The sequence below is a fragment of the Aggregatibacter sp. oral taxon 513 genome (genome assembly GCF_018128305.1).
Lineage (GTDB): Bacteria > Pseudomonadota > Gammaproteobacteria > Enterobacterales > Pasteurellaceae > Aggregatibacter > Aggregatibacter segnis_A.
In genome coordinates this window covers 545,456-571,442 of record NZ_CP072381.1, presented here as the reverse complement: position 1 = coordinate 571,442, position 25,987 = coordinate 545,456, and the positions used below count along the sequence as shown (strand labels likewise).

General features: G+C 44.7%; 25 protein-coding genes. 16 read left to right on the top strand and 9 right to left on the bottom strand.

Annotation, left to right across the window (positions count from 1 at the left end):
- Positions 1–91: 91 nt before the first annotated feature.
- A complete protein-coding gene (gene rng / locus J5A60_RS02875) occupies positions 92–1,567 on the bottom strand; it encodes a ribonuclease G (protein WP_212510516.1) in 1,476 nt (491 codons plus the stop codon).
- A 137-nt stretch (positions 1,568–1,704) separates the two neighbouring features.
- On the opposite strand from rng, the gene putP reads away from it, so the two are divergent.
- The 5 genes from putP to yedE all read left to right on the top strand — a co-directional run bounded on the left by putP (position 1,705) and on the right by yedE (position 7,581).
- Positions 1,705–3,225: a sodium/proline symporter PutP gene (gene putP / locus J5A60_RS02870; RefSeq protein WP_212510515.1), complete on the top strand. Its 1,521-nt coding sequence runs from the start codon at positions 1,705–1,707 to the stop codon at positions 3,223–3,225.
- Between the two features lie 23 nt (positions 3,226–3,248).
- Positions 3,249–4,214 carry a tRNA 5-methoxyuridine(34)/uridine 5-oxyacetic acid(34) synthase CmoB gene (gene cmoB, locus J5A60_RS02865; RefSeq protein ID WP_212510514.1) on the top strand — a complete coding sequence of 322 codons (966 nt, stop codon included), beginning with the start codon at positions 3,249–3,251 and terminating at the stop codon, positions 4,212–4,214.
- An 88-nt stretch (positions 4,215–4,302) separates the two neighbouring features.
- Complete coding sequence (gene purA, locus J5A60_RS02860; protein WP_048748746.1) at positions 4,303–5,601, top strand: adenylosuccinate synthase; 1,299 nt, start codon at positions 4,303–4,305, stop codon at positions 5,599–5,601.
- A gap of 68 nt (positions 5,602–5,669) precedes the next feature.
- The gene (locus J5A60_RS02855) at positions 5,670–6,341 is read left to right on the top strand and encodes a DUF484 domain-containing protein (protein WP_212510513.1); all 672 of its coding nucleotides are present in this window, start codon (positions 5,670–5,672) and stop codon (positions 6,339–6,341) included.
- A 178-nt stretch (positions 6,342–6,519) separates the two neighbouring features.
- Positions 6,520–7,581, top strand: a complete 1,062-nt coding sequence (gene yedE, locus J5A60_RS02850) for a YedE family putative selenium transporter (protein ID WP_212510512.1) — start codon at positions 6,520–6,522, stop codon at positions 7,579–7,581.
- A 106-nt stretch (positions 7,582–7,687) separates the two neighbouring features.
- Here the strand turns inward: yedE and suhB are convergent, their stop codons facing one another.
- On the bottom strand, positions 7,688–8,488 hold the full coding sequence (suhB, locus tag J5A60_RS02845; RefSeq protein ID WP_212510511.1) for an inositol-1-monophosphatase: 801 nt from the start codon (positions 8,486–8,488) through the stop codon (positions 7,688–7,690).
- Positions 8,489–8,641: 153 nt separating this feature from the next.
- Between suhB and trmJ the strand changes: the two genes are divergently transcribed.
- From trmJ to iscX, 9 genes are all read left to right on the top strand, one after another.
- Positions 8,642–9,367 carry a tRNA (cytosine(32)/uridine(32)-2'-O)-methyltransferase TrmJ gene (gene trmJ, locus J5A60_RS02840; RefSeq protein WP_212510735.1) on the top strand — a complete coding sequence of 242 codons (726 nt, stop codon included), beginning with the start codon at positions 8,642–8,644 and terminating at the stop codon, positions 9,365–9,367.
- A gap of 82 nt (positions 9,368–9,449) precedes the next feature.
- On the top strand, positions 9,450–9,932 hold the full coding sequence (gene iscR, locus J5A60_RS02835) for a Fe-S cluster assembly transcriptional regulator IscR (protein WP_212510510.1): 483 nt from the start codon (positions 9,450–9,452) through the stop codon (positions 9,930–9,932).
- 37 nt (positions 9,933–9,969) lie between these two features.
- On the top strand, positions 9,970–11,184 hold the full coding sequence (locus J5A60_RS02830; RefSeq protein WP_048748756.1) for an IscS subfamily cysteine desulfurase: 1,215 nt from the start codon (positions 9,970–9,972) through the stop codon (positions 11,182–11,184).
- A 58-nt stretch (positions 11,185–11,242) separates the two neighbouring features.
- Positions 11,243–11,626 carry a Fe-S cluster assembly scaffold IscU gene (iscU, locus tag J5A60_RS02825; RefSeq protein ID WP_048748757.1) on the top strand — a complete coding sequence of 128 codons (384 nt, stop codon included), beginning with the start codon at positions 11,243–11,245 and terminating at the stop codon, positions 11,624–11,626.
- Positions 11,627–11,826: 200 nt separating this feature from the next.
- Positions 11,827–12,150 (top strand): iron-sulfur cluster assembly protein IscA, encoded by a 324-nt coding sequence (iscA, locus tag J5A60_RS02820; protein ID WP_212510509.1) that lies wholly within the window; start codon positions 11,827–11,829, stop codon positions 12,148–12,150.
- An 11-nt stretch (positions 12,151–12,161) separates the two neighbouring features.
- Positions 12,162–12,683, top strand: a complete 522-nt coding sequence (hscB, locus tag J5A60_RS02815; protein WP_212510734.1) for a Fe-S protein assembly co-chaperone HscB — start codon at positions 12,162–12,164, stop codon at positions 12,681–12,683.
- Positions 12,684–12,706: 23 nt separating this feature from the next.
- Positions 12,707–14,566 carry a Fe-S protein assembly chaperone HscA gene (gene hscA, locus J5A60_RS02810; protein WP_212510508.1) on the top strand — a complete coding sequence of 620 codons (1,860 nt, stop codon included), beginning with the start codon at positions 12,707–12,709 and terminating at the stop codon, positions 14,564–14,566.
- A gap of 10 nt (positions 14,567–14,576) precedes the next feature.
- On the top strand, positions 14,577–14,921 hold the full coding sequence (gene fdx / locus J5A60_RS02805) for an ISC system 2Fe-2S type ferredoxin (RefSeq protein ID WP_212510507.1): 345 nt from the start codon (positions 14,577–14,579) through the stop codon (positions 14,919–14,921).
- Positions 14,918–15,112 (top strand): Fe-S cluster assembly protein IscX, encoded by a 195-nt coding sequence (gene iscX / locus J5A60_RS02800; RefSeq protein ID WP_109127639.1) that lies wholly within the window; start codon positions 14,918–14,920, stop codon positions 15,110–15,112. The genes fdx and iscX overlap by 4 nt, the downstream gene beginning before the upstream one ends.
- A gap of 120 nt (positions 15,113–15,232) precedes the next feature.
- Here iscX and metG read toward each other — a convergent pair whose 3' ends face one another.
- Positions 15,233–17,293, bottom strand: coding sequence for a methionine--tRNA ligase (gene metG / locus J5A60_RS02795; RefSeq protein WP_212510506.1), 2,061 nt, complete (start codon positions 17,291–17,293; stop codon positions 15,233–15,235).
- Positions 17,294–17,464: 171 nt separating this feature from the next.
- Here metG and apbC point away from each other — a divergent pair, with 171 nt between their 5' ends.
- Positions 17,465–18,577: an iron-sulfur cluster carrier protein ApbC gene (apbC, locus tag J5A60_RS02790; RefSeq protein ID WP_212510505.1), complete on the top strand. Its 1,113-nt coding sequence runs from the start codon at positions 17,465–17,467 to the stop codon at positions 18,575–18,577.
- Between the two features lie 151 nt (positions 18,578–18,728).
- Here the strand turns inward: apbC and ndk are convergent, their stop codons facing one another.
- Positions 18,729–19,154, bottom strand: coding sequence for a nucleoside-diphosphate kinase (gene ndk, locus J5A60_RS02785; RefSeq protein ID WP_006717440.1), 426 nt, complete (start codon positions 19,152–19,154; stop codon positions 18,729–18,731).
- A gap of 11 nt (positions 19,155–19,165) precedes the next feature.
- Positions 19,166–20,473, bottom strand: a complete 1,308-nt coding sequence (gene pepB / locus J5A60_RS02780) for an aminopeptidase PepB (protein ID WP_212510504.1) — start codon at positions 20,471–20,473, stop codon at positions 19,166–19,168.
- A 217-nt stretch (positions 20,474–20,690) separates the two neighbouring features.
- Here pepB and infA point away from each other — a divergent pair, with 217 nt between their 5' ends.
- Positions 20,691–20,909 carry a translation initiation factor IF-1 gene (gene infA / locus J5A60_RS02775; protein ID WP_013746899.1) on the top strand — a complete coding sequence of 73 codons (219 nt, stop codon included), beginning with the start codon at positions 20,691–20,693 and terminating at the stop codon, positions 20,907–20,909.
- Between the two features lie 59 nt (positions 20,910–20,968).
- Here infA and lnt read toward each other — a convergent pair whose 3' ends face one another.
- The 4 genes from lnt to galK form a co-directional block, all read right to left on the bottom strand.
- A complete protein-coding gene (lnt, locus tag J5A60_RS02770) occupies positions 20,969–22,513 on the bottom strand; it encodes an apolipoprotein N-acyltransferase (protein ID WP_212510733.1) in 1,545 nt (514 codons plus the stop codon).
- 108 nt (positions 22,514–22,621) lie between these two features.
- Positions 22,622–23,518, bottom strand: a complete 897-nt coding sequence (gene corC, locus J5A60_RS02765) for a CNNM family magnesium/cobalt transport protein CorC (RefSeq protein WP_111296679.1) — start codon at positions 23,516–23,518, stop codon at positions 22,622–22,624.
- Positions 23,519–23,716: 198 nt separating this feature from the next.
- Positions 23,717–24,754 carry a galactose-1-epimerase gene (gene galM, locus J5A60_RS02760; protein ID WP_212510503.1) on the bottom strand — a complete coding sequence of 346 codons (1,038 nt, stop codon included), beginning with the start codon at positions 24,752–24,754 and terminating at the stop codon, positions 23,717–23,719.
- A complete protein-coding gene (gene galK / locus J5A60_RS02755) occupies positions 24,748–25,902 on the bottom strand; it encodes a galactokinase (protein ID WP_212510502.1) in 1,155 nt (384 codons plus the stop codon). Before galK ends, galM begins: the two co-directional genes overlap by 7 nt.
- Between the last annotated feature and the right edge of the window lie 85 nt (positions 25,903–25,987).

Genomic DNA, 25,987 nt, shown 5'->3' with positions numbered 1-25,987 from the left:
CAGGACGGTTATTGTAGTGAGGGAAAAAACAACATTCGATGACGTAAAAGCTAAAACGTTCAAAAAATAGATTGTTTTCCCACCGCACTTTTTACATTACCACCACATCAAACTGCTCTTGGGTGTAAAACGGTTCGGTTTTTACTTGGATTCGTTTGCCAATAAAGACTTCCAACTCAGCTAACAAACCGTGGGATTCTTCGTTGATTAAGTAGTCGGCAACCGCGTGGGAGGCGTAAACCACAAATTGTTCGCTGGCGAATAAATGGTGCACGCGGATAATTTCGCGCATGATTTCGTAGCATACGGTTTCCACTGTTTTCACTCGTCCGCGACCTTGGCAGGTTGGGCATTCGCAACACAATACATGTTCCAAACTTTCCCTAGTACGCTTGCGTGTCATTTCCACCAAACCTAATTGTGTAAAGCCATTAACGTTTGTTTTCACCGGATCACGCGATAAGGCATCTTGCAAGGACTCCAACACACGATTACGGTGTTCTTCACTTTGCATATCAATGAAATCAATGATAATCATGCCGCCAAGATTGCGCAGTTGAAGTTGTTGCGCGATGGTTTTGGTGGCTTCAATATTGGTGTTGAAAATGGTTTCTTCCAAATTACGATGCCCCACGAATGCACCGGTGTTGATGTCGATCGTGGTCATGGCTTCTGTTTGCTCAATGATTAAATAACCACCGGATTTGAGATTCACTCGTCTATCTAAAGCATGATGAATCCCCTTTTCCACACTGTACACATCAAAGAGCGGTTGATTTCCCGTGTATAAAATCAGTTTGTCGGTAAGGTTGGGGATGAATTCTTCGGTGAATTGTTTCACTTCATTAAAACAGAGTCGGGAGTCAATGTGAATGCGATCCAATTTGCCACCGATAAAGTCGCGCAGAATGCGCTGTGTCAGCGCCAATTCGCCGTAAAGCATAGAACGGGTTGGGTATTTCGCACGGCGTTCTAGCACTTTTCGCCACAAGCGTTTTAAGAAATCGGCATCTTGTTGTAAATCCAGTTCAGTCGCCCCTTCGGCCGCAGTACGGATAATAAAACCGCCCAATTCATCGCATAAAGGCAAGGTGAGCTCTTTCAAGCGATTACGTTCTTCCTCACTTTCAATGCGTTGTGACACGCCCACATGGCTGTTTTCCGGCATGAATACTAAATAACGGGAAGGCAAGGTAATATCTGTGGTGAGTCGCGCACCTTTCGTGCCAAGCGGATCTTTTACCACTTGCACCACAATGTCTTGTCCTTCGTGTACCAGCTGGGAAATGTCTTTCACCACAAATTGCTTTTGTTCACTTTCTTCCACACATTCGGTGTGCGATACAATGTCTGAAGCGTGTAAAAAGGCGGCTTTTTCCAGGCCTATGTCCACAAATGCCGATTGCATTCCCGGTAATACACGGGTGACGCGACCTTTATAAATATTTCCGACAATACCGCGTTTACCTTGGCGTTCAATATGCACTTCTTTCAGCAAACCGGTTTCCACTAAGGCAATGCGCGTTTCATTTGGTGTCACATTGACCAATAATTCAACAGAATCCATAAAATATCTTATCCAAAATGTCGTTGTTATTGATTTTGCCGATTAGTCTAACGAAAAGGAAAATAGAATAACAGGGGCAAATAAGGTAAAATGCTCCCCTTTTTTTGAATATAAGAACTATTTTTAGGGTTGATAGGATGTTTGGTTTAGATCCGACAATTGTTACATTTACTATTTATATTTTCGGCATGATTGGCATTGGGGTTGCCGCCTATTATTACACCAAAGATTTATCCGATTACATTTTGGGTGGGCGTCGCTTAGGCAGTTTCGTCACAGCGATGTCTGCCGGTGCCTCCGACATGTCCGGTTGGTTGTTAATGGGATTGCCGGGCGCCGTGTATTTATCCGGTTTGGTCGAGGGCTGGATTGCCATCGGCCTAACCTTGGGTGCCTATTTAAACTGGCTCTTCGTTGCCGGACGTTTACGGGTTTACACCGAATTCAATCATAATGCCTTAACCCTGCCCGAATATTTTCATCATCGTTTTGGCACGCGTCACAATGCGTTAAAAATCGTTTCCGCCTCCATTATTTTGGTGTTCTTCACCATTTATTGCGCCTCAGGTGTGGTGGCTGGGGCAAAATTATTCCAAAATCTTTTTTCAATCGATTATTCCACCGCACTTTGGTATGGCGCGCTCGCCACCATCGCCTACACCTTTATCGGCGGTTTCCTTGCGGTGAGTTGGACGGATACGATTCAAGCCACGCTGATGATTTTCGCCTTATTGCTTACCCCTGTTTTTGTGGTGATTTCTATCGGCGGCGTTGATGATCTACAAAATATCGTACAACAAGCAGAAATAAGCGCACAAAAAGAATTTACCGACTTATTCCGTGGCACCACCATTATGGGCTTGTTAAGCCTTGCAGCCTGGGGGTTAGGCTATTTCGGACAACCGCATATTCTCGCTCGTTTCATGGCGGCAGACTCTGTGCGCTCTCTCAATAAAGCCCGCAAAATCAGCATGACCTGGATGGTGCTTTGCTTAGTAGGTGCCGTTGCCATCGGTTTCTTTGGTATGGCCTATTTCTATGCAAATGCAAACACCGCTTCTGCCGCTTTGGTAAACCATGAGCCGGAACAAGTTTTTATTGAATTATCCCGACTATTATTTAATCCGTGGATTGCCGGTATTTTACTTTCCGCCATTCTTGCCGCGGTGATGAGTACCTTAAGTTGCCAGTTGTTAATTTCTTCCAGTGCCATTACGGAAGACTTTTACAAAGGCTTTATCCGCCCGAAAGCATCAGAAAAAGAATTAGTTTGGTTAGGTCGCATCATGGTATTGGTGATTGCCGCCATTGCCATTTGGATTGCGCAAGATCAAAACAGTAAGGTGTTGAAACTTGTAGAATTTGCTTGGGCTGGGTTTGGCAGTGCCTTTGGTCCGGTAGTTTTACTTTCACTCTTTTGGAAACGCATGACGTCCTCCGGCGCCATGGCAGGCATGCTCACCGGCGCAATAACGGTATTTGCTTGGAAAGAGTGTTTACCGCAAGAAAGCGAATGGGCGCAAGTGTATGAAATGATTCCGGGCTTTGTGTTCGCCGCCATCGCCATTATTATTGTGTCGCTGTTATCCACAAAACCGGACGCGACCATTACTGACACCTTTGAAAAAGCCCAAAAAGCGTATCATGATGCGCTGTAACCTTAATTCACCGAGATAACGATATGATCGATTTTCGTCCTTTTTATCAACAAATTGCTACGACCCATCTTTCCCCTTGGTTGGAAACCTTGCCATTACAAATGAAACAATGGCAACAGCAAACCCACGGGGAATATGCCAAATGGGCAAAAGTCGTGGAATTTCTACCGCACTTGCCGGCTTCTCGTATTGATCTTAAAAGTGCGGTCAAATCTGAGTGCGATTCTGCGCTTTCTGATGGTGAACGCCAGCGTATTACTCACCATTTAAAACAACTCATGCCATGGCGCAAAGGGCCTTATCATTTACTTGGCATTCATGTGGATTGCGAGTGGCGCTCTGATTTCAAATGGGATCGCGTGCTACCGCATTTAGCGCCATTGCAAGACCGCACGATTTTAGATGTGGGTTGCGGCAGTGGGTATCATATGTGGCGCATGGTGGGCGAAGGCGCAAAAATGGTGGTGGGCATCGACCCGACAGAATTGTTCTTATGCCAATTTGAAGCGGTTCGCAAACTCTTAAATGACGATCGCAGAGCTAATCTGATTCCTCTCGGCATCGAGCAAATGCAACCCCTTGCCGCGTTTGATACGGTGTTTTCTATGGGCGTGTTATATCACCGAAAATCGCCGCTCGATCACCTTTCCCAACTGCGTGCGCAACTGGTTAATGGCGGTGAATTGGTGCTCGAAACCTTAGTGGTGGACGGTGACGAAAATACGGTGTTGGTGCCGATGGATCGCTACGCCAAAATGAAAAATGTGTATTTCATTCCATCTGTCGCTGCTTTGATTCATTGGTTACAAAAAACCGGCTTTAAAAATGTGCGTTGCGTGGATGTCGCCGTTACCTCATTAGAAGAACAGCGTAAAACCGATTGGTTAGAAAATGAATCCTTAATTGATTTTCTCGATCCGGCGGATCACAGCAAAACCATCGAAGGCTATCCTGCACCGAAAAGAGCGGTTATTTTAGCCAACAAATAGTCATAAATCTCATTGAGATCAAAGGTTAAAAAGAGTAAAGTAAGCAACCGTTGATTTTTATAAACTAGCTTAAAAAAGGCGGAAAATTATGGGTAAAAGTGTTGTTGTTCTCGGCGCGCAATGGGGCGATGAAGGAAAAGGAAAAATCGTTGATTTGCTCACCGACCGCGTCAAATATGTGGTTCGTTATCAGGGCGGTCATAATGCCGGTCACACCTTAATCATCAATGGTGAAAAAACCGTTTTACGTTTAATTCCATCAGGTATCTTACGCGATAACGTCACCTGTTTAATCGGTAATGGCGTTGTACTTTCCCCAACTGCCCTCATGCAAGAAATGGGCGAATTAGAAAACCGTGGCGTGAACGTACGTGACCGTTTATTGATCTCCGAAGCTTGCCCATTAATTCTGCCTTACCACGTTGCGATGGACCACGCCCGTGAAGCGGCACTTGGCAAAAAAGCCATCGGTACCACCGGTCGTGGTATCGGCCCGGCTTATGAAGACAAAGTCGCTCGTCGTGGTTTACGCGTAGGTGACTTATTTAATCGTGAAGCCTTTGCCGAAAAACTCAAAAACATCCTTGATTACTACAACTTCCAATTGGTGAACTACTACAAAGTCGAACCGGTTGATTATCAAAAAACCTTAGATGATGTGTTCGCCGTTGCCGATATTATCACCGGCATGGTTGCTGACATTACCTCTATCTTGGATACTGCCCGCAAAAATGGCGACAACATTTTATTCGAAGGCGCACAAGGCACCATGTTGGACATTGACCACGGTACCTATCCGTATGTGACCAGCTCCAACACCACTGCCGGTGGCGTTGCTACCGGTTCCGGTTTTGGTCCACGTAATTTGGATTATGTGTTGGGTATCATCAAAGCCTATTGCACCCGCGTGGGTGGCGGCCCGTTCACGACAGAATTATTCGATGAAGTTGGCGCAGAAATTGCCCGTAAAGGGAACGAATTTGGTGCGGTCACCGGGCGTCCTCGTCGTTGTGGTTGGTTTGACGCGGTAGCCATTCGTCGCGCGATTCAATTAAACTCTATTTCCGGTTTCTGCATGACGAAATTAGACGTGTTAGACGGTTTCGATGAAGTGAAAATCTGCGTGGGCTACAAAATGCCAAACGGCAACATTGTAGAATACGCACCGCTTGCGGCGAAAGACTGGGAAGGTGTTGAGCCGATTTATGAAACCATGCCGGGTTGGAAAGAAAACACCTTCGGCGTCACCGATGTGAATCAATTACCACAAACTTGCCGTAATTACATCAAACGCATCGAAGAAGTCACCGGCGTACCGGTTTCTATCCTATCAACCGGACCGGATCGCGTACAAACCATGATTTTACAAGATCCGTTTGCTGCGTAAAAATGCATAGAAAAATGACCGCACTTTTGAGCCATCAAAGTGCGGTTCTTTTTTGGAGAGTTTTTTTTATGAATGAACAGGAAAAAAACGTCGTCGAATACCTAACCGAACACCCTGATTTTTTCACTACCCACCCTGAATTGCTCGCCAAACTGTCCGTGGTTCATCCGCAAAAAGGCACGCTATCTTTAGTAGAAGCACAGCTAGAACAGCAACGCCAACAAATCAAAACTCTCACAGCGTTCTTAGAAAAATTTCATCAGCTTGCCTATCAAGAGGCAGATATTTTCTATGCGCTTATGCCCTTACAAAAGAAATTGTTTCAAGCGGAAAATTTCCAACACGGTGATGAAAAACTGAAACAATGGGCGCAATCCTACGAGCTAGACGGTGCAAAAATATTGCTGTTTCGAGATGCGTGGCCAAAAAATGAAACCATTCCCGAACAATATTGGATTGATCGCAAGGCGTTTGAACTGATTCGTTTAGAACGTCTCGGCTTGCGCCAATTTTACTTGGGCGATTTAAGCAACAAAGAAAAACATCTGATGTTTCTGCCGGAAGAATTTCCCATTGGCTCCGTGGCAATTTGCTTGCTCGGCGCAAAAACAAGTCATAAACCGACCGCACTTTTATTATTTACCTCTAGAGATACCGCCCGTTTCCATAATGGGCAAGACACTACATTCTTAAAACACATCGTGGATATTGTGGAATTGCATTTAACACGTTGGCTGTGAATCCATTTAGACTAGAAAGTGCGGTGCATTTTGCCTTGTTTTTGCAAATCCTTGATCCGGCTCACGAACTGAGAAAAAGTCGGTTCTTTTATGTTGGCAACTTCTCTACAATGGGGCCGTTTTTAGCGATTAAAAACACACAATTCAATTTAACTTCAGATATCACAAAGGTCTCATTATGAAAATTTTAACTTGGCCTGTGGTTGCAGGTGCTGCACTTGGTATCGTTGCTCCACTTCTAACCTACAATGGCAATCCCGGCAATATGGGTTTCTGTGCGGCGTGTTTCTTACGCGATACCGCTGGTGCATTAGGACTCCATCGCGCCGCTCCGCTACAATATATTCGTCCCGAACTTATCGGCTTAGTTTTAGGTGCGCTTGCCAGTGCCTATTTTTCCAAGGAATTCCGACCTCGTGGCGGCTCCGCACCATTGGCTCGTATCATCCTTGGGTTCTTTGCCATGATCGGCGCACTGATTTTCTTAGGCTGTCCGTGGCGTGCTTATTTGCGTCTAGGCGGTGGCGATCTCACTGCCATTACAGGAATCGTTGGATTATTCGCCGGCATATTGGGTGGCATTTTCTTTGCAAATCGCGGTTTTTCCCTAGGAAAATCAAGTGAACAAAGCAAATCGTCTGGGCTCATTGGCGTGCTGTTTACTTTGGCATTGCTCATCTTGCTTTTAACTCAATTTAAATTTGGCGAAAATCTGGCGATTTACTTCTCCGAGAAAGGCCCGGGTGCACAACACCCAGCCGTTTGGATGTCGCTTGCCGGCGGTGCATTGCTTGGTGTGTTAATGCAAAAATCCCGCTTCTGTACGATTGGCGCATTCCGTAACTTCGTATTATTCCGCGATACACAGCTATTAAATGGAGTCATTGCTCTTGTTGTCTTCGCTGCAATCACTAACAGCTTGCTCGGACAATTCCATGTGGGATTTGAACAACAACCTATCGCACATAACCAATACATTTGGAACTTCTTTGCCATGGCGTTATGCGGATTGTGTTTCGCCCTTGGTGGCGGTTGCCCAGGTAAACAATTGGTGAATATCGGGGAAGGAAACAATGACGCAGCATTGTTTGTATTAGGCATGCTATTAGGTGCAGCTGCGGCACATAACTTCGGTTTAGCGGCTTCGCCTGCCGGTGTTACCGCTTATACGCCGCATGTTTTAGTACTTGGCTTTGCCGCCTGTGTTTACATTGGCGTAACCAATAAATCAAAAGCCTAAATCCTCCATAGCGAGATAAAAAAACGCCCGTAATAAACGGGCGTTTTGTGTTTCTGAAATTCGACAACCTTTAAAACTCAATACAAAAGTGCGGTCGATTTTCGTCTTATTTTAAATCTTCGGCTAAGCAAGGCTGAATTTTATTCAACATTTCTTTTAACACGCGTGGTGCTGCGGCAACAATATGACCGGCTTTTAAGTAGCTATGACCGGCATTGTAGTCAGTCACGATACCGCCAGCTTCACGAACGATTAAATCGCCTGCCGCCACATCCCAAGCTTTGATACCGTATTCAAAATAACCGTCTAAACGACCAGATGCCACATAGCAAAGATCCAACGCAGCAGAACCGGTGCGGCGGAAATCAGCCGCCTCTTCAATTAAGCTTTGCATCATATTGAATTGCATTGGCATGTATTTCGCTTGTTTGAATGGGAAACCGGTAGCAAGTACTGCGCCGGATAAATCACGTTTGTTTTCAACGCGTAAACGCTGTTCGTTTAATTTTGCGCCTTCACCACGTACAGCAGTAAATAATTCATTGCGAATAGGATCGTAAACCACGCCCACTTCGGTGCGGCCTTTAACACGAATAGCAATAGAAACGGAGAAATGAGGCAAACCTTTTACAAAGTTTGTGGTGCCATCCAGTGGATCAATCACCCATTGAACATCGTTATCACTGCCTTCTAATGCACCGCTTTCTTCGGTGATGATGGTGTGGTCAGGGTAAGATTTTTTAATGACTTCGATAATCGCTTCTTCTGACGCTTTATCCACATTGGTTACATAGTCATTTTTGCTTTTTTCCATGGTGACGATGTCGTCACGACGTTCGTAGTTTTTAGCAATAATATTGCCTGCTTTTCGTGCTGCACGAATCGCGATATTTAACATAGGATTCATAGATTCCACCGGATTTTAAAGAACAATTTAGGTGCGAAATTATAAGAGATTTAAAAGAAAATAGCTATCAGAAAAATTTTTAGAATTGTTGACTAAAAACAAGGGGTATTTGTGATAGAATACACCCCGCTATTGAATAAGATAAAAATGAGCATGTTGAAAAATATTCGAATTGTTTTAATTGAAACCTCGCACAGTGGCAACATCGGTTCTACCGCACGAGCAATGAAAACAATGGGATTAACAGATTTAGTGTTAGTGGCGCCGAAACAAGGTGTGGATGATCAAGCGATTGCCCTTGCTGCCGGTGCAGAAGATGTGGCGAAAAGTGCGGTTATTGTAGAAAACTTTTCCCAAGCCGTTGCCGATTGCTCGTTAGTGATTGGTACCAGTGCAAGATTACGTCATTTGCAAAACTCACTCATTGAGCCACGCGAATGTGGGGAAAAAGCCATTAATCATGCGATGAGTGGAAAAGTGGCGATTGTATTTGGACGTGAGCGTGTCGGCTTAACCAATGAAGAATTGCTCAAATGCCACTATCATGTGACGATTCCTACAAATCCCGATTATGCCTCGTTAAATTTAGCCATGGCGGTACAATTAATCAGTTACGAAATACGTATGGCTTACTTGGCAACACAGCGTGAAGAAAATCAGACAATGACACAAACGCAGCCTGATATGTATCCCAAAATGCAAGAATTAGAGTATTTTTTTACGCGTACCGAGCAGCTTTATCAATCCCTTGGCTTTATTCAAAATCAAGGTGTCATGCAAAAACTCCGACGCTTATATGGTCGTGCTGAAGTCGAAAAAACAGAACTTCACATTTTACTCGGCATGTTAAGTGCGGTTGAAAAAAAACTTAAATCGTAAAAGAATAATAGTTGACTGTAAAAGTCAACAATGTAAGATTTCTTCGCTTAATTGATTATTTTTTTATTTAGGAACATAAAAGATGAAATTAACCTCGAAAGGTCGTTATGCAGTCACCGCAATCTTAGATATTGCTATTCATGCCGATAATGGTCCCGTAAGTTTGTCCGATATTTCCGAGCGACAACACATTTCCCTTTCTTATTTGGAACAACTGTTTGCAAAACTGCGCCGCAATAATTTAGTCAAAAGTGTGCGCGGACCGGGCGGCGGCTATAAATTAGGTCATATGCCGGAAGACATTTCCATCGGTATGATCATTGCTGCAGTAAATGAAAATATTGATACGACAAAATGTTTAGGGAAAGGCAATTGCCTAAACGGACAGGAATGCTTAACGCATACCTTATGGGACAAGCTGAGCCAACGTATTGCAGATTTCTTAAATGAAATCACATTGGCTGAGTTGGTTTCTCAACACAAACAAAACAAGCCATCCCAGCACAAACATCAAGATTTAGAAAATCTTCTCGTGATAAAAACGAATAACGCACAACATAGCTAAAAGTGCGGTTTAAAATAAAACTATTTAGGAGTGAATGATGAAATTACCTATTTATTTAGATTATGCGGCAACTTGCCCGGTGGACGAACGCGTCGCGAAAAAAATGATGGAATACTTGACCATCGATGGCGTTTTCGGCAACCCGGCATCGCGTTCCCATAAATTCGGTTGGCAAGCCGAAGAAGCGGTTGATATTGCGCGTAATCAAATTGCCGATCTTATCGGTGCCGATTCCCGTGAAATTGTTTTCACTTCCGGCGCAACAGAATCGGACAACCTTGCTATCAAAGGTGCTGCGCATTTTTATCAAACCAAAGGCAAGCACATTATCACTTGTAAAACCGAGCACAAAGCGGTGTTGGATACGTGCCGTCAGTTAGAACGCGAAGGTTTTGAAGTTACTTATTTAGAACCGGAATCCGATGGTTTAGTGGATTTAGAAAAATTCAAAGCGGCACTTCGCCCTGACACTATCGTCGTCTCTATTATGCACGTGAACAATGAAATCGGTGTGATTCAAGACATTCAAGCGATTGGCGAATTATGCCGTGCAAACAAAACCATTTTCCATGTGGACGCCACCCAAAGTGTCGGTAAAGTGGAAATCAATCTTGCTGAATTACCGGTCGATTTAATGTCTATGTCCAGCCACAAATTATACGGACCAAAAGGCATCGGTGCATTGTACGTTCGCCGCAAGCCACGTATTCGTTTAGAAGCGATTATTCACGGTGGCGGCCATGAGCGCGGTATGCGTTCCGGTACATTACCTGTCCACCAAATCGTTGGTATGGGTGAAGCCTATCGTATTGCGAAAGAAGAAATGGCAACAGAAATTCCACGCATTAAAGCCCTTCGTGATCGTTTATACAACGGTTTAAAAGACATCGAAGAAACCTATGTTAACGGCTCCATGGAACACCGTGTTGCCAACAACCTCAACATCAGTTTTAACTACGTGGAAGGCGAATCCTTAATGATGGCATTACGCGACATCGCGGTTTCTTCCGGTTCTGCTTGTACTTCCGCGAGCCTTGAGCCATCTTATGTTCTACGTGCACTCGGCCGTAACGATGAATTGGCACACAGCTCCATCCGCTTCAGCCTAGGTCGTTTCACCACGGAAGAAGAAATCGACTACACCATCAATTTGATGAAAGGTGCGGTGGAAAAATTACGCGCATTGTCTCCGCTTTGGGATATGTTCAAAGAAGGTATCGATTTAAACACCATTGAGTGGGCTGCCCACTAATTTTGACGGGCGGTGCAAATCGCCCAATCAGTACATTATTTTAGGAAAGGAACAAAAAATGGCATACAGCGAAAAAGTTATCGATCATTACGAAAATCCACGTAACGTGGGTTCTATGGACAAAAAAGACAGCTCAGTCGGCACCGGCATGGTGGGCGCACCGGCGTGCGGTGACGTGATGCAATTACAAATCCGTGTGAACGATGAAGGCATTATTGAAGATGCAAAATTCAAAACCTACGGTTGTGGCTCTGCTATTGCCTCCAGCTCTTTAATCACCGAATGGGTGAAAGGTAAATCCTTGGAAGAAGCGGGCGCGATTAAAAACAGCCAAATTGCTGAAGAACTTGAATTACCGCCGGTAAAAGTACACTGCTCTATTTTGGCAGAAGATGCCATTAAAGCGGCGATTGCCGATTACAAAGCGAAAAAAGGTTCTTAATGTCATAAAAGTGCGGTCGTTTTTCTAAGCGTTTTTAAACGCAGAGAAAACGGACCGCACTTTGCCTTTTCCTCGCTGAGTAAAGGTGATAATTATTAATATATTCATCATATTATTTTTGATATCCCGAGTGTTACTTCTTTCTACTTTATAACACTGCGAAATACCTAAGTAGCTATTTGATTTTGGAGAAATAAAACATGTCAATCACACTCACCGAAAGCGCAGCTGATCGCGTCAAAACATTTTTAGAAAAACGCGGAAAAGGAATCGGTTTACGTTTAGGCATTAAAACCTCCGGTTGCTCCGGCTTGTCTTACATGCTGGAATTCGTGGATACATTAAACGAAGACGATCACGTGTTTGAACAACATGGCGTGAAAGTGATCGTGGACACAAAAAGCCTGGTGTATTTAGACGGCACCCAATTAGACTTTGTCAAAGAAGGCCTAAATGAAGGCTTCAAATTCACCAACCCGAACGTCAAAGACGAATGCGGTTGCGGTGAAAGTTTTAACGTATAATTGAGACGATGATGAACAATCCCTTTGCATTATTTGATTTGCCCGTAGCCTTTCAGGTAGACAGCGCGTTATTAAATGAGCGTTATTTAGCGCTGCAAAAGTCTCTTCACCCGGATAATTTTTCAGCAGCCTCTGCGCAAGAACAACGCCTTGCTATGCAAAAATCAGCGGAAATTAATGATGCTCTTCGTATTTTAAAAGATCCGATTGCACGCGCCGACAGCATCATTGCCCTCAATACCGGCGAACAAGAAAACCCAGAAGAAAAAAGCAACAAAGACATTGGTTTTCTGATGCAGCAAATGGAATGGCGTGAAACCTTAGAAAATATCGAAAACCGTAAAGACACGGATGAATTAACCGCATTTACCAAAGAAATTGACCAAATCCGTCATGCCATTTTAAGCGAATTATCCACCGCACTTGGTGAGCAACAATGGGATATCGCACGGGCAATAACAGATAAATTACGTTTTATTAAAAAACTTCAAGCAGAAATTGAGCGAGTTGAAGAAACTCTTTTAGATTTTTAATGTAAAGCATATCGAGAGACAACATGGCGTTACTTCAAATTGCAGAGCCGGGACAAAGTGCCGCACCCCATCAACAAAAACTTGCCGTGGGCATCGATCTCGGCACCACCAACTCCCTAATTGCTACCGTACGCAACGGCCACAGCGACATTTTATTAGACGAACAAAATCATCCGTTATTACCTTCTGTTGTGCATTTTGGCAAAGATGAAAACGTGATTGTCGGTTACGAAGCCGCCGAACTTGCCACGCAAGATCCGCAAAATACGGTGGTTTCCGTCAAACGTTTAATCGGTCGCAGTCTTGCAGATATTCAACAACGTTATCCGAATTTGCCTTATCAATTTGTCGCCAGTGAAAACGGTTTGCCTTTATTAGCAACACGCCAAGGTGTGCGTAGCCCGATTGAAATCTCCGCAGAAATACTGAAAAAATTGACCGCACTTGGTGAACAACGCTTGGGCGGCGATCTTGTAGGCGCAGTGATCACCGTGCCTGCCTATTTTGATGATGCTCAACGCCAAAGCACTAAAGACGCAGCGAAATTAGCCGGCCTTAATGTGCTACGTTTATTAAACGAACCAACTGCGGCAGCCATTGCGTACGGTTTGGATAGCGGACAAGAAGGCGTGATTGCCGTGTATGATTTAGGCGGCGGCACCTTTGATATTTCTATTTTGCGCCTCTCCCGTGGTGTGTTTGAAGTGTTGGCGACCGGTGGCGACACGGCGCTAGGCGGTGATGATTTCGATTTGGTCTTAGCCGATTGGATTATCGAACAATCTGCGGTAAAACCGGAAAATGACAGCCAATATCGTGAACTTATTGAATTAGCCAATCACGTTAAAGTGGAATTAACTAACGTAACGGAAGCTAAAATTCAGTATCGCAATTGGCTTGGCAACATCAGCCGAGAACAATTTAACGAACTGATTCAACCGTTAGTTAAACGTTCTTTACTTGCTTGTCGCCGCGCCTTAAAAGATGCCGGCGTAGAAGCGGAAGACGTGAATGAAGTGGTGATGGTGGGCGGTTCTACCCGCGTGCCTTATGTGCGCGAACAAGTGGGTGAATTTTTCCAAAAACAACCACTGACCTCTATCGATCCCGATAAAGTGGTCGCTCTTGGCGCGGCCATTCAAGCCGATATTCTCGCCGGCAACAAACCGGATTCCGAGCTATTGTTATTGGACGTCATTCCGCTTTCACTGGGCATTGAGACCATGGGTGGTTTGGTGGAAAAAATCATTCCGCGCAACACCACCATTCCTGTGGCGCGAGCGCAAGAATTCACTACCTTCAAAGACGGACAAACCGCGATGTCGGTGCATATTGTACAAGGTGAACGGGAACTAGTTAACGATTGTCGTTCTCTCGCCCGCTTCACCCTGCGCGGCATTCCACCGATGGCGGCGGGTGCGGCACATATTCGCGTCACCTACCAAGTAGATGCCGATGGATTGCTCAGCGTCACCGCCATGGAAAAAACCACCGGTGTGCAATCCTCAATTCAGGTGAAGCCATCTTACGGTTTAACAGACGATGAAATCGCCAACATGCTGAAAGCCTCCATGGAAAATGCCAAAGAGGATATTCAAGCACGTTTATTGGCGGAACAACGCGTAGAAGCGGAACGTGTACTGGAAAGTGTGCGCTCAGCTCTCGCACAAGATTATGATTTATTAGATGACGACGAATTAAGTGCGGTCAAAAACGCGATTATTTCGTTGGAACAATTAAAACAGCAGGATGATTCCCTTGCCATCAAACAAGGTATCAAAGCGCTGGATTTAGCAACGCAGGAATTTGCGGCTCGTCGTATGGATAAATCCATTCGCAGCGCATTAGCAGGTCACTCCGTTGATGATATTGTAGGAAAGTAAGGATGTTAAAATGCCAAAAGTGATTTTTTTACCCAATGAAGAATTTTGCCCGGAAGGCATGGTGGTTGATGCCGCTGCCGGCGACAATTTGCTTGAAGTGGCCCACAACGCCGGCGTAGAAATTCACCATGCTTGCGATGGCTCTTGCGCTTGCACCACATGCCATGTGGTGGTGCGTGAAGGAGGCGATTCTTTAAATGAACCAAGCGATCAAGAAGAAGATATGTTAGATAAAGCGTGGGGCTTAGAAATGGACAGCCGCTTATCTTGTCAATGTATTGTCGGTGATGAAGACTTGGTCGTTGAAATCCCGAAATACAACATTAACCACGCAAATGAGGCGGCGCACTCATGAAATGGACGGACGCCCAACTCATTGCCGAAGCGTTGTATGACAACAATCCGGAGCTAGATCCAAAAACTGTGCGTTTTACCGATTTGCACCGCTGGATTTGTGAGTTAGAGGGTTTCGACGATGATCCGCAAAAATCAAACGAAGGGATTTTAGAAGCTATTTTGCTGAAGTGGTTGGAAGAGTACGAGTAGAAATTCTCTCAGAAAAACAACCGCACTTTAATCGTAGGGACAGGCTTTATGCCTGTCCTGTTCGTATCATCAGATTGTCGGACAGACATAAAGTCTGTCCCTATAAATGTGGAATGATGCTTACTGCACCTGCATTCCCGCTTTCACCCCCGCATCCGCAGACAACAGGAACAAATCAGCGCCGCCAGTGCCCGCACTTAAAATCATGCCTTCGGACACACCGAATTTCATTTTGCGTGGCGCAAGATTTGCCACCATAATCACAAAGCGACCTTCCAGCTCTTCCGGCTTATCGTAAGCCGCCTTGATACCGGAAAAAACTTGGCGTTTGTGATCGCCCAAATCCAGTTCAAAGCGCAATAATTTATTAGATTCCGGCATGGCTTCGCATTTCAACACTTTCGCCACACGCATATCTAACTTAGCGAAATCATCAATCGTGATCGTCTCCGCAATCGGCTCAATAACTCCCGCAGATTCATTGGCATTTTGAAGCGCACTTTTCGCAGCAGGTGCGGCATTCACTTGCGCATTTTCCGCTTTAGACGCCTCAATCATTGCTTCAATTTGTTTACCATCCAAGCGAGAGAACAAGGCTTTAAACGGTGCAATTTGATGATTTAATAAAGGCTGCGCTAAATTTTCCCACGTTAATTCCGCCAGCAAGAAGGCCTCTGCACGTTCTGCCAGTTTTGGTAACACCGGTTTCAAATAGCCCATCAGCACGCGGAATAATTGAATCCCCATAGAACACACCGCTTGCAACTCTGCGTCTTTGCCCTCTTCTTTCGCAATCACCCAAGGGGCTTTATCGTCGATATATTTATTGGCTTTATCGGTTAATGCCATGATTTCACGAATGGCTTTGCCAAATTCGCGATTTTCGTAATACGTAGCGATTTGCTCAGATTGTGCGATAAATTCATTAAATAAAGCCTGATCATCTAATGCTGCCGCCAACTTGCCATCAAAACGTTTTTGGATAAAACCGGCGTTACGGGAAGCCAAATTCACCAATTTATTCACCAAATCCGTGTTCACGCGCTGAACGAAATCTTCTAAATTCAAATCCAAATCGTCAATGCGATTACTTAATTTCGCCGCGTAGTAATAACGCAAACATTCCGGATCCAAGTGTTTCAAATAGGTTGCCGCTTGAATGAATGTACCGCGGGATTTTGACATCTTCTCGCCGTTCACCGTCACATAGCCGTGCACAAAAATATTGCTCGGTTTGCGGAAACCGGCACCTTCTAACATGGCAGGCCAGAACAGGCTGTGGAAATACATGATGTCTTTGCCAATGAAGTGATAAAGCTCGGCATCGCTGTCTTTGCGCCAGAAACTGTCGAAATCAATATGGCTTTCGCGTTTGCACAGATTTTTGAAAGAGGCCATGTAACCGATAGGCGCATCCAACCAAACGTAGAAATATTTGCCTTCCGTATTCGGAATTTGGAAACCGAAATACGGCGCATCGCGGGAAATATCCCATTGTTGAAGACCCGCTTCAAACCATTCCTGCATTTTATTCACCACTTCCGGCTGCAAAGATCCGGAACCCAACCAGTTTTTCAACATGGCTTCAAAACTTGGCAAATCAAAGAAGAAGTGCTCGGAATCTTTCATGACCGGCGTTGCGCCTGACACCACAGAACGCGGGTTAATGAGTTCTGTCGGGCTATAGGTTGCTGCACACACTTCGCAGTTGTCGCCATATTGATCCGGCGATTTACATTTTGGGCAAGTGCCTTTCACAAAACGATCCGGTAAGAACATGCCTTTTTCAGGATCGTATAGTTGGGAAATGGTACGGCTTTTAATAAAACCGTTTTCTTTTAAACGGTTGTAAATGAATTCTGAAAACTCGCGATTTTCTTCGCTGTGTGTGGAATGGTAGTTATCAAAACTGATGTTAAAACCGGCAAAATCCGCCATGTGTTTTTGGCGTACATCGTCAATAAGCTGTTCCGGCGTAATGCCCATTTGATCCGCTTTTAGCATAATCGGCGTACCGTGAGCATCATCAGCACACACAAAGTGAATGTCATTGCCGCGCATCCGTTGAAAACGCACCCAAATATCCGCTTGAATATGCTCCAACATGTGGCCTAAATGAATCGGGCCGTTGGCATACGGCAAGGCACAAGTAACTAAAATTTTACGCTTGGAATTCGACATATTATTGACCTTTAAAAGACTTGAAAAACAGAAAAAAATTGGGGGTTATGTTACCTTATTGAGGGTATTTTTTCTAGTTTAATCATGATTTAGGCATTTTTAACTTAACAGATAAAGGCGCTCATGATTAAATAGAGCCCGACGAATTTACTACATTAAAAAGGAAGCATTATGGCGACATTATTTTCCGAGAATTTAACGGAACAACAAAAGGAACAGATTGTTCAGCTATTCAAAAACTTTCAACATCCTACTCTGCAAAAAGATCTCATTTCTCTTAATACATTGAAAAAAGTCGAAAAAGGCGGAAACACTTTACGCGTGGAATTATCCATGCCTTTTGCCTGGAACACCGCGTTTGCCGAATTAAAAGATGCGTTAACTGCACCATTAAAAGACGCAGCAGAAGTGGAAAATATCAAATGGCAGCTTAACTACCAAATCGCGACCCTTAAACGTGCCAACAATCATCCTGCGGTGAAAGGCGTTAAAAATATTATTGCGGTGAGTTCTGGTAAAGGCGGGGTGGGTAAATCTACCGTTTCTGTTAACCTTGCCATCGCGTTACACCAACAAGGCGCCCGCGTAGGGATTTTAGATGCGGATATTTACGGCCCCTCCATTCCACACATGCTCGGTGCACCGCATCAACGCCCGACATCACCGGATAATCAACACATCACGCCAATTGAAGCGCACGGCTTGTATGCTAACTCCATCGGTTTCTTAATGGACGAAGACAACGCCACCATTTGGCGTGGTCCAATGGCAAGCAGCGCATTAAGCCAACTATTACAAGAAACCCTATGGCCTGACTTAGATTATCTTGTGATCGACATGCCTCCGGGCACCGGTGATATCCAACTTACCCTGTCCCAACAAATTCCGGTGACAGGCGCCGTGGTTGTTACAACACCACAAGACATCGCCCTATTGGATGCTGTGAAAGGGATTTCCATGTTTGAGCGTGTTTCCGTGCCGGTGTTAGGTATTGTGGAAAATATGTCCATGCACATTTGCAGCAACTGTGGTCACCAAGAAGCGATTTTTGGTACCGGTGGTGCAGAGCGCATTGCAGACAAATACAACATCAAAGTATTAGGTCAACAACCGTTACACATTCGCCTTCGTCAAGATTTGGATCGCGGCGAACCGACTGTGGTTGCGGCACCGGACAGCGAAATTGCACAAGGTTTCTTAAAATTAGCGGAAAAAGTTGCGACCGAACTTTACTGGCAAGGTTCTGTGATTCCGAGCGAAATTATGTTCCGCGAAGTGAAGTAACGGCGTTACTTAAATTATCCCGTATAAAATAGAAGTGCGGTGGATTTCCAAGATGTTTTAAAACATCCGAAAAATCCACCGCACTTTTTGCTTATCGTAATAAAAAAGCCACGTTGTTTTGACAAAATGGCTTTTTGTTTAAATCGCAATCTTAATAATCGCAAATCTCATCATCAACGAAGAAATAAGCAATCTCTCGTGCCGCGCTTTCCGGGCTATCGGAACCATGCACGGAGTTTTCCCGTTGACTTAATGCAAAATCACGACGAATCGTGCCTTCTGCCGCCGTTTCAGGATTCGTCGTACCGATTAAAGTGCGGTAGTCTTGCACCGCGTTTTCTTTTTCTAACACACTCACGAATACCGGTGCAGAAATCATGTATTCCACCAAAGGTGCAAAAAAGGGTTTGCCTTGGTGTTCCGCATAAAAACCTTCCGCTTGTTCTTGGGTGAAGTGCACCATCTTAGCGGCAATCACTTTGAAGCCTTGTTGCTCAAAGCGTGCCAAAATCGCGCCGATTAAATGACGCTTTACGGCATCCGGTTTAATAATAGATAACGTTCGTTGTAAGCTCATTTCACATCCTCTTACTGTTGTTTTGCTTTAGCTAATAATAAATTGGCAAGGGTTTGCACACCGATACCGGTCGCACCGGTCGCCCATAAGTCGCTTGGGGTTTTGCGATACGTGGCGGAACAATCAATGTGTAACCAATGTTGTTGATAATTTTTCACGAAATAAGATAAAAACGCGGTTGCCGTGCTGGCACCTGCGCCCACGGGAACCGTGCCGGTATTGGCAATGTCAGCGAACGCTGTTTTAATTTGTCCGCGATGTAATTCCGCAAACGGCAAACGCCAAAATGGCTCTTGTTCTTGCTCGGCAGAACGGAATAAATCGGCGACCAACTGATCATCCATGGATAGCACGCTATGATAATCATTGCCCACCGCGACTTTTGCCGCACCGGTTAAGGTCGCACAATCCACGATAAATTGAGGTTGTTGTGCGTCCGCATCAATTAAGCCATCCGCCAACACCAATCGCCCTTCGGCATCCGTATTAAGAATTTCTACGCTGACACCGTTACGATATTGGATAATGTCACCCAATTTAAAGGCGCGACTACTCACCAAGTTTTCTGCACAGCAAAGGAATAATTTCACCCGTTGATTTAAACCACGCAAAATCGCCAAGCCTAACGCTCCCGTCAATAATGCTGCGCCACCCATATCAGTGCGCATAGTACTCATGCCATCGCTCGGTTTAATACTGTAACCGCCACTGTCAAAGGTAATGCCTTTGCCCACCAAACAGGCCAACACCGGCGCGTCCGAATTACCTGTCGGGTTGAAATCCAACTGCAACATCGCCGGCAGATTTTGCGAGCCTTTCCCCACCTGCCATAAACCGTGGTAACCACGTTCTAGCAATGCTTCTCGAGAAACGATGGAAAAACTGACCGCACTTTGTTTAGCGGCTTGCTCTGCCGTCTGCCCGATAAACTTCGCGGCGCGTTGGGCAAGCTCTTCCGGCGTTAAAATGGCTGCCGGCAGATTAATGATTTCACGCACGAAATTGCCACATTGAATACGGTGATTCAGTTCTTGTTGTTGCTCCGCAGATAATGTCGGAAACTGCAATTTAAACTGTTTCTTCGCATTGTAAAAACCTTGATAAAACGCCCAGCAATTTTCCAACTGCCACCCTTCTCCGCTTAACGAAACATCAGAAATTCCCTGATTTTGTAACTTCCGCGCCGCTTTTTGTATGGAAGTGCGGTCGGAAAAATCAGTTAAATGAAGGGTCGCTTTATCTTCATTAAAACTGACGAGTGCCTTTTCACCCCAAACTGCCGAGGCCGGTTGGTTTGAAAGCAAAACCTGCATAGACATAATTTCTCCTTTAAATATTGAGAATAACGGCTTGTAATATATCAGTTTTATTGGGCTTTCTCATCATGAATCCAATAAAAAAGCGCTTCCTACGGGCATCTGCGTTAAAAAACTTTCTTGCCACCGACAAAAACGGTATAATCCGCACCGACTTTTTGTATGAGATTCCGCCCAAAGTAGCCGGCGGAAAAACCGATTAATTATTTTAGAGGATCAAATGGCAAAAGAAGATTCCATTGAAATGCAAGGCACTATCTTAGAAACCTTGCCAAACACCATGTTTCGCGTTGAGTTGGAAAACGGCCACGTGGTAACTGCACACATTTCCGGCAAAATGCGTAAAAACTACATTCGTATTTTAACCGGCGACAAAGTAACCGTAGAAATGACACCATACGATTTAAGCAAAGGCCGCATCGTATTCCGTAGCCGTTAATTTCGCTTTATTGCATAAACAAAAACACCGGATAATGTCCGGTGTTTTTGTTTTTAGCATCAATCTTTTCTTACCCGTTTCAAGATCAGGCGCTGAAGCCACATGCCTAACAAATGCAACAAGAAAAAGACCGCACTTAAGACATATAACGGCATATCACCAAAAACGCTGTAAGGGGTTTTACCTTGTGTCGGCGCAATACGATGCGTCAACACCGTTTCCACAAATTGCGGGGCTTGCGCCACAATTTTACCTTGCGCATCAATAAATGCCGTCACGCCTGTATTCGTTGCCCGAATCACCGGTTTGCCGAGTTCCAACGCACGCATTTGTGCCATTTGTAAATGTTGCCACGGGCCGATGGAATTACCGAACCAGGCATCATTAGAAACCGTGAGAATAAAATCGCTATTTGCCGTGAGATTTTTCTGCAACTGCGCACCGAGAATAATTTCATAACAAATTGCCGCGGTGAAATTCAGGTTCTTGGCTTGTAATGCTTGCTGTACAGGCGCTCCGCTTTGAAAAGCTGACATAGGTAAATTAAACACCGAACCAAGCGGGCGTAAAATACTCTCTAACGGAACATATTCACCAAACGGTACTAAATGATGTTTGTTATAACGGTTTGCCGTTTGCATCTGATAAGGTGCCGTTTGATTCCCCACCACCACAATAGAATTGAACAATTTGCCTAATGTTTCATCTTGATAAATCGTACCGACCATCACTTCCGTATTGGCTTTTTCCGCCAAGGATTGCAACATTTGAAAAAACGGTTGAATGCTATTTTCATAGGTAGGAAACGCCGCTTCCGGCAAAATGATTAAATCCGTTTTTCCTAGATTATCGCCAATTAATCGCCCATAATTTTCCATGGTTTGATACAAATAATTTGGATCCCATTTCAAATTTTGTTCAATATTGCCCTGCACTAAAGAAACATTCAGCGCTTTTTCAGGATTTTCTTTTACATAATTGATCTGCGATGTGTAACTTGCCGCCCCACCAATAATCACTAAAATGAGACTATTTGCCAAGATAACATTCCATTTTTTCGGTGAATTCCATAACGCAGAAACGATGTTAAAAACGACCGCACTTAAGAACATAGCCAAGAAGGTTAAACCGGTAACGCCAAAAATCGGCGTAATCCCAGCAAACGGGCTATCAATTTGCGTATAACCGAATTGTAACCAAGGAAAACCGGTAAAAACCCAACCGCGCAGGAATTCGGTAAACGTCCACAGTACCGGATACATGACGGCTCGCTGCACCTGTAAACGGCGTACCAAATATGCAAATAAGAGCGGATATAGCGATAAGTATGCCGCCAACAGCACCACTAAGAAATAACTCACCAGTAAAGGCGCATCTCCAAATTGATGAATACTAACATGCAGCCAGTTCACTCCAAACGTAAAGAAACTCAAGCCCCATAAAAAAGCAGATAAAAGTGCGGTGGATTTTTGCGGTGTTTTTACCACCCAAATCAAGCCAAATAAAGAGACATAGGACAAGACCCAGTAATGAAAAGGCGCAAAGGCGAATACACCGATGGCACCCGAAATAAGCGCAATAAGGTAAGTTAAATATTTGTTCATCATAAAATAGTGAAGCAGGCAAAATGCCTGCTTTTTATCCTTTTAAATATTGGTATTCCATTCCGCACATTGCCAAAAGAAGCAACTTAACGGTTTTAAATGGAAAAGCTACTCAGCCACGTTCTCAACGTTCTCCATTTCAGGCAAATACTCGTCCGGCACGGTAACGCGAAGTTGAATAATGCGACGGCTGTCTGCAGAGGTCACTTTAAAGTGCAGATTTTCCAGTGTAATTTCTTCACCACGTTTTGGTAAATAACCGAATGCCTGCATAATCAAACCACCAACAGTGTCCACCTCTTCGTCATTAAATTGGGTGTTAAATTGTTGATTAAAATCTTCAATATCCGTTAAGGCACGCACCGCGTAAGCATGGCGAGAAAGTTGGCGAATATCCGCCACATCCTCTTCATCAAATTCGTCTTCAATGTCTCCGACGATTTGCTCCAATACATCTTCAATAGTCACCAAACCGGACACAGCACCAAATTCATCTACCACAATCGCCATGTGGAAGCGCTCGGAACGGAAATCTTTTAGCATTCTGTCCACACGTTTACTTTCCGGCACGATCATGGTCGGACGAATCATATGTAACAGATTAAATTCTTCCGCATTCGCACGCAGGTATTTCAGCAAATCCTTCGCATGCAAAATCCCCACGATATTGTCGCGGTCGTCTGCATCGGCAATCACCGGGAAACGGGAGTGAGCAGATTCAATGATGGTGTCCAAACAAGAATCTAAATCCTGATCGGTTTCAATGAAAACGATTTGAGAACGCGGAATCATAATATCGCGCACACGCAATTCAGCGATTTCCATCACGCCCTCAATCATTTCACGGGTATTTTGGTCGATGAGATCGTTTTGTTCAGAATCTCGGATCACTTCTACTAACTCATCGCGATTTTTAAGTTCGCCTTGAAAGAAACGTCCGAAAAGAGATTGGAAAAAAGATTTTTTAGTAACTTCAGATTGGTTGGTCGAGTGTTCTTCGTTCATAAAAATAAAAAAAGTTGCCGTCGGATTGACAGCGGAGAAAGTACCATATTTGCCACGAAAGCGCAAAAGGAAGAACGGAAGTGCGGTCTGTTTTTCTCTTAAATTTTGTGGCATATCACAAAATTATTAATCGCTTAATGAAGTGCCATGAGATATTTCAAACAAAAAAATGCGGCGAATATTCACCGCACTTTTGGTTTAATCATTCCCTTTAAAGCGATATTCCGTCCATTGGTAATACGCTTCACCTGCTTTCACAATGCCGCCATAATTTTGCCATTCGGGGTGATTTGGCGTGTCGGGCAAACATTGAGTTTCCAACGCAACACCGCTGTAATCCGCGTATTGCGTGCCATGTCGAGTTGGTGTACCTGAAAGATAATTTCCAGTATAAACCTGCAATGTCGCTTGTGAAGTCAACACTTCCAAATGCAAATCGTCATTTGGTGAACTCAGCAAAACGCAAGGTTTTTGCCAGGCTTTATTGACGACAAAAGAATGATCGTAGCCCTTGGTAGCAAGCTGTTCGCCTTGCATAAAATCCTGTTGAATCGGCTTGGCAACGCGAAAATCAAAACTTGTGCCTACCACGTGTTTTAACGGCGAATTTGGAATGCCTTCGCTATCTACCGGCAAATAGAAATCCGCATTCAGGCGCAAGCGGTGATGGCGAACATCTGTCCCCTGCTCAGCGTTTTCTAAATTGAAATAAGCGTGGTTGGTTAAATTCAATGCCGTATCCTGATCGCTTTTCCCTGCATACTCGATTTTTACCGAATTCTCTTCCGTTAAGGTATAAGTCACCGTCACATCCACATTGCCGGGAAAGCCTTGATCGCCGTCGGCAGAATGCAAGGAAAAACACACGAAATTTTCACCGCACTTTTCTAATGCCCAACGGCGTTTATCAAAGCCGTTTACACCACCGTGAAGTTGATGCTTTCCTTGGTTGGCGGTTAAGGTCACGGTTTTATCATTAAGCGTAAATTGGGCATTGGCAATACGGTTGGCATAACGCCCGACACTCGTCCCCAAATAGGCTTGCTGAACCGGATACGCTTCCAACTTGCAGCCCAGCAAGACTTCACGCAATTCTCCGTTGACCGGCACGCAGCAAGACGTCCAAGTTGCGCCCCAATCAGTAAATTGCACACGCATTCCCTGTGCATTTTGCAACGTGAAAAGCTGAAACGGCAAGCCGTCCGGCGCAGTGCATTGCGCGTGTTGTTCTAGCATACACGTACTCCTTGTGAAGCCGTGCAAACATAAAAGTCTTCTTTCAAACCTGTTTGTTTTTCGTAATTGTCTGCCACGATTTTGCGTACGGCTTCCACTTTATCGTGTGGTGCAAGAGCAACGATACAACCGCCGAAACCACCTCCGGTCATGCGTGCACCACCCTGCTTACCGATGACCAATTGTGCCAATTCCACTAAATAGTCAATTTGTGGCACGGTGATTTCAAAATCGTCTCGCATGGAATCGTGCGACTGTCCCATTAATTCGCCAAGACGGGTTAAGTCGTTATGTTTCAAGGCCTCTACCGCATCTAACACCCGTTGATTTTCCGTGACCACATGGCGGGCGCGTTTTGCCACCAGCGGATCAAGTGCGGTCAATTCTGCTTCTTTTTCTTTAAACTGTGCCACAGACACATCACGCAAGGCTTTCACGCCGAAAAATGCCGCTGCGCATTCACATTGCTGACGACGGGTGTTGTATTCGCCGGTAACTAAATCATGCGGCACATTAGAGTTCACGATAATTACCGCCACATCCTGCGGCACGGGCGTTGGTTGCGTTTCAAGACTACGGCAGTCAATCATCAATAAATGATCTTGTTGTCCGAGCGCAGAAATCAGCTGATCCATATTGCCACAGTTGGCACCAACAAATTTGTTTTCTGCTTTTTGCCCGATAAGCGCAATGTCTGTATGGCTTAAAGGCAAATCGCTCAGCTGCTGACAGAATTTTCCTGTTGCCACTTCCAACGCGGCTGAAGAACTCAAGCCGGAAGAATGCGGCACGTTACCGGAAATCACCAAATCCGCTCCTTGTTTAAAATCAGGGCAACGTTCCTGAATGAATTTCACCACACCACGCACATAATTCGCCCATTTTTGTTCACTTTGTGGGATTTCTTTATCTAGTGAAAACTCATCAGACAAATCCAAATCGGCGGCATACACATTCCAAACATGATCGTTGCGTTTCGCGCCGGCAATCGCCGTACCGTAGTTAATGGCGCATGGCATCACAAAGCCATCGTTGTAGTCGGTATGTTCGCCGATGATATTGACTCGACCCGGCGCATACACGGTCAATTCAGGCTGTTTGTTGTATTTTTGGCTGAAAATGTGTTGGGATTTTTGGATTGGGGTCATGTTTGTATCCTTTATATTCAAGTATTGCTCAATCAGCTCCCCTCTTTTATAAAGAGGGGCGGGGGGAGATTTCGACGTATAACTT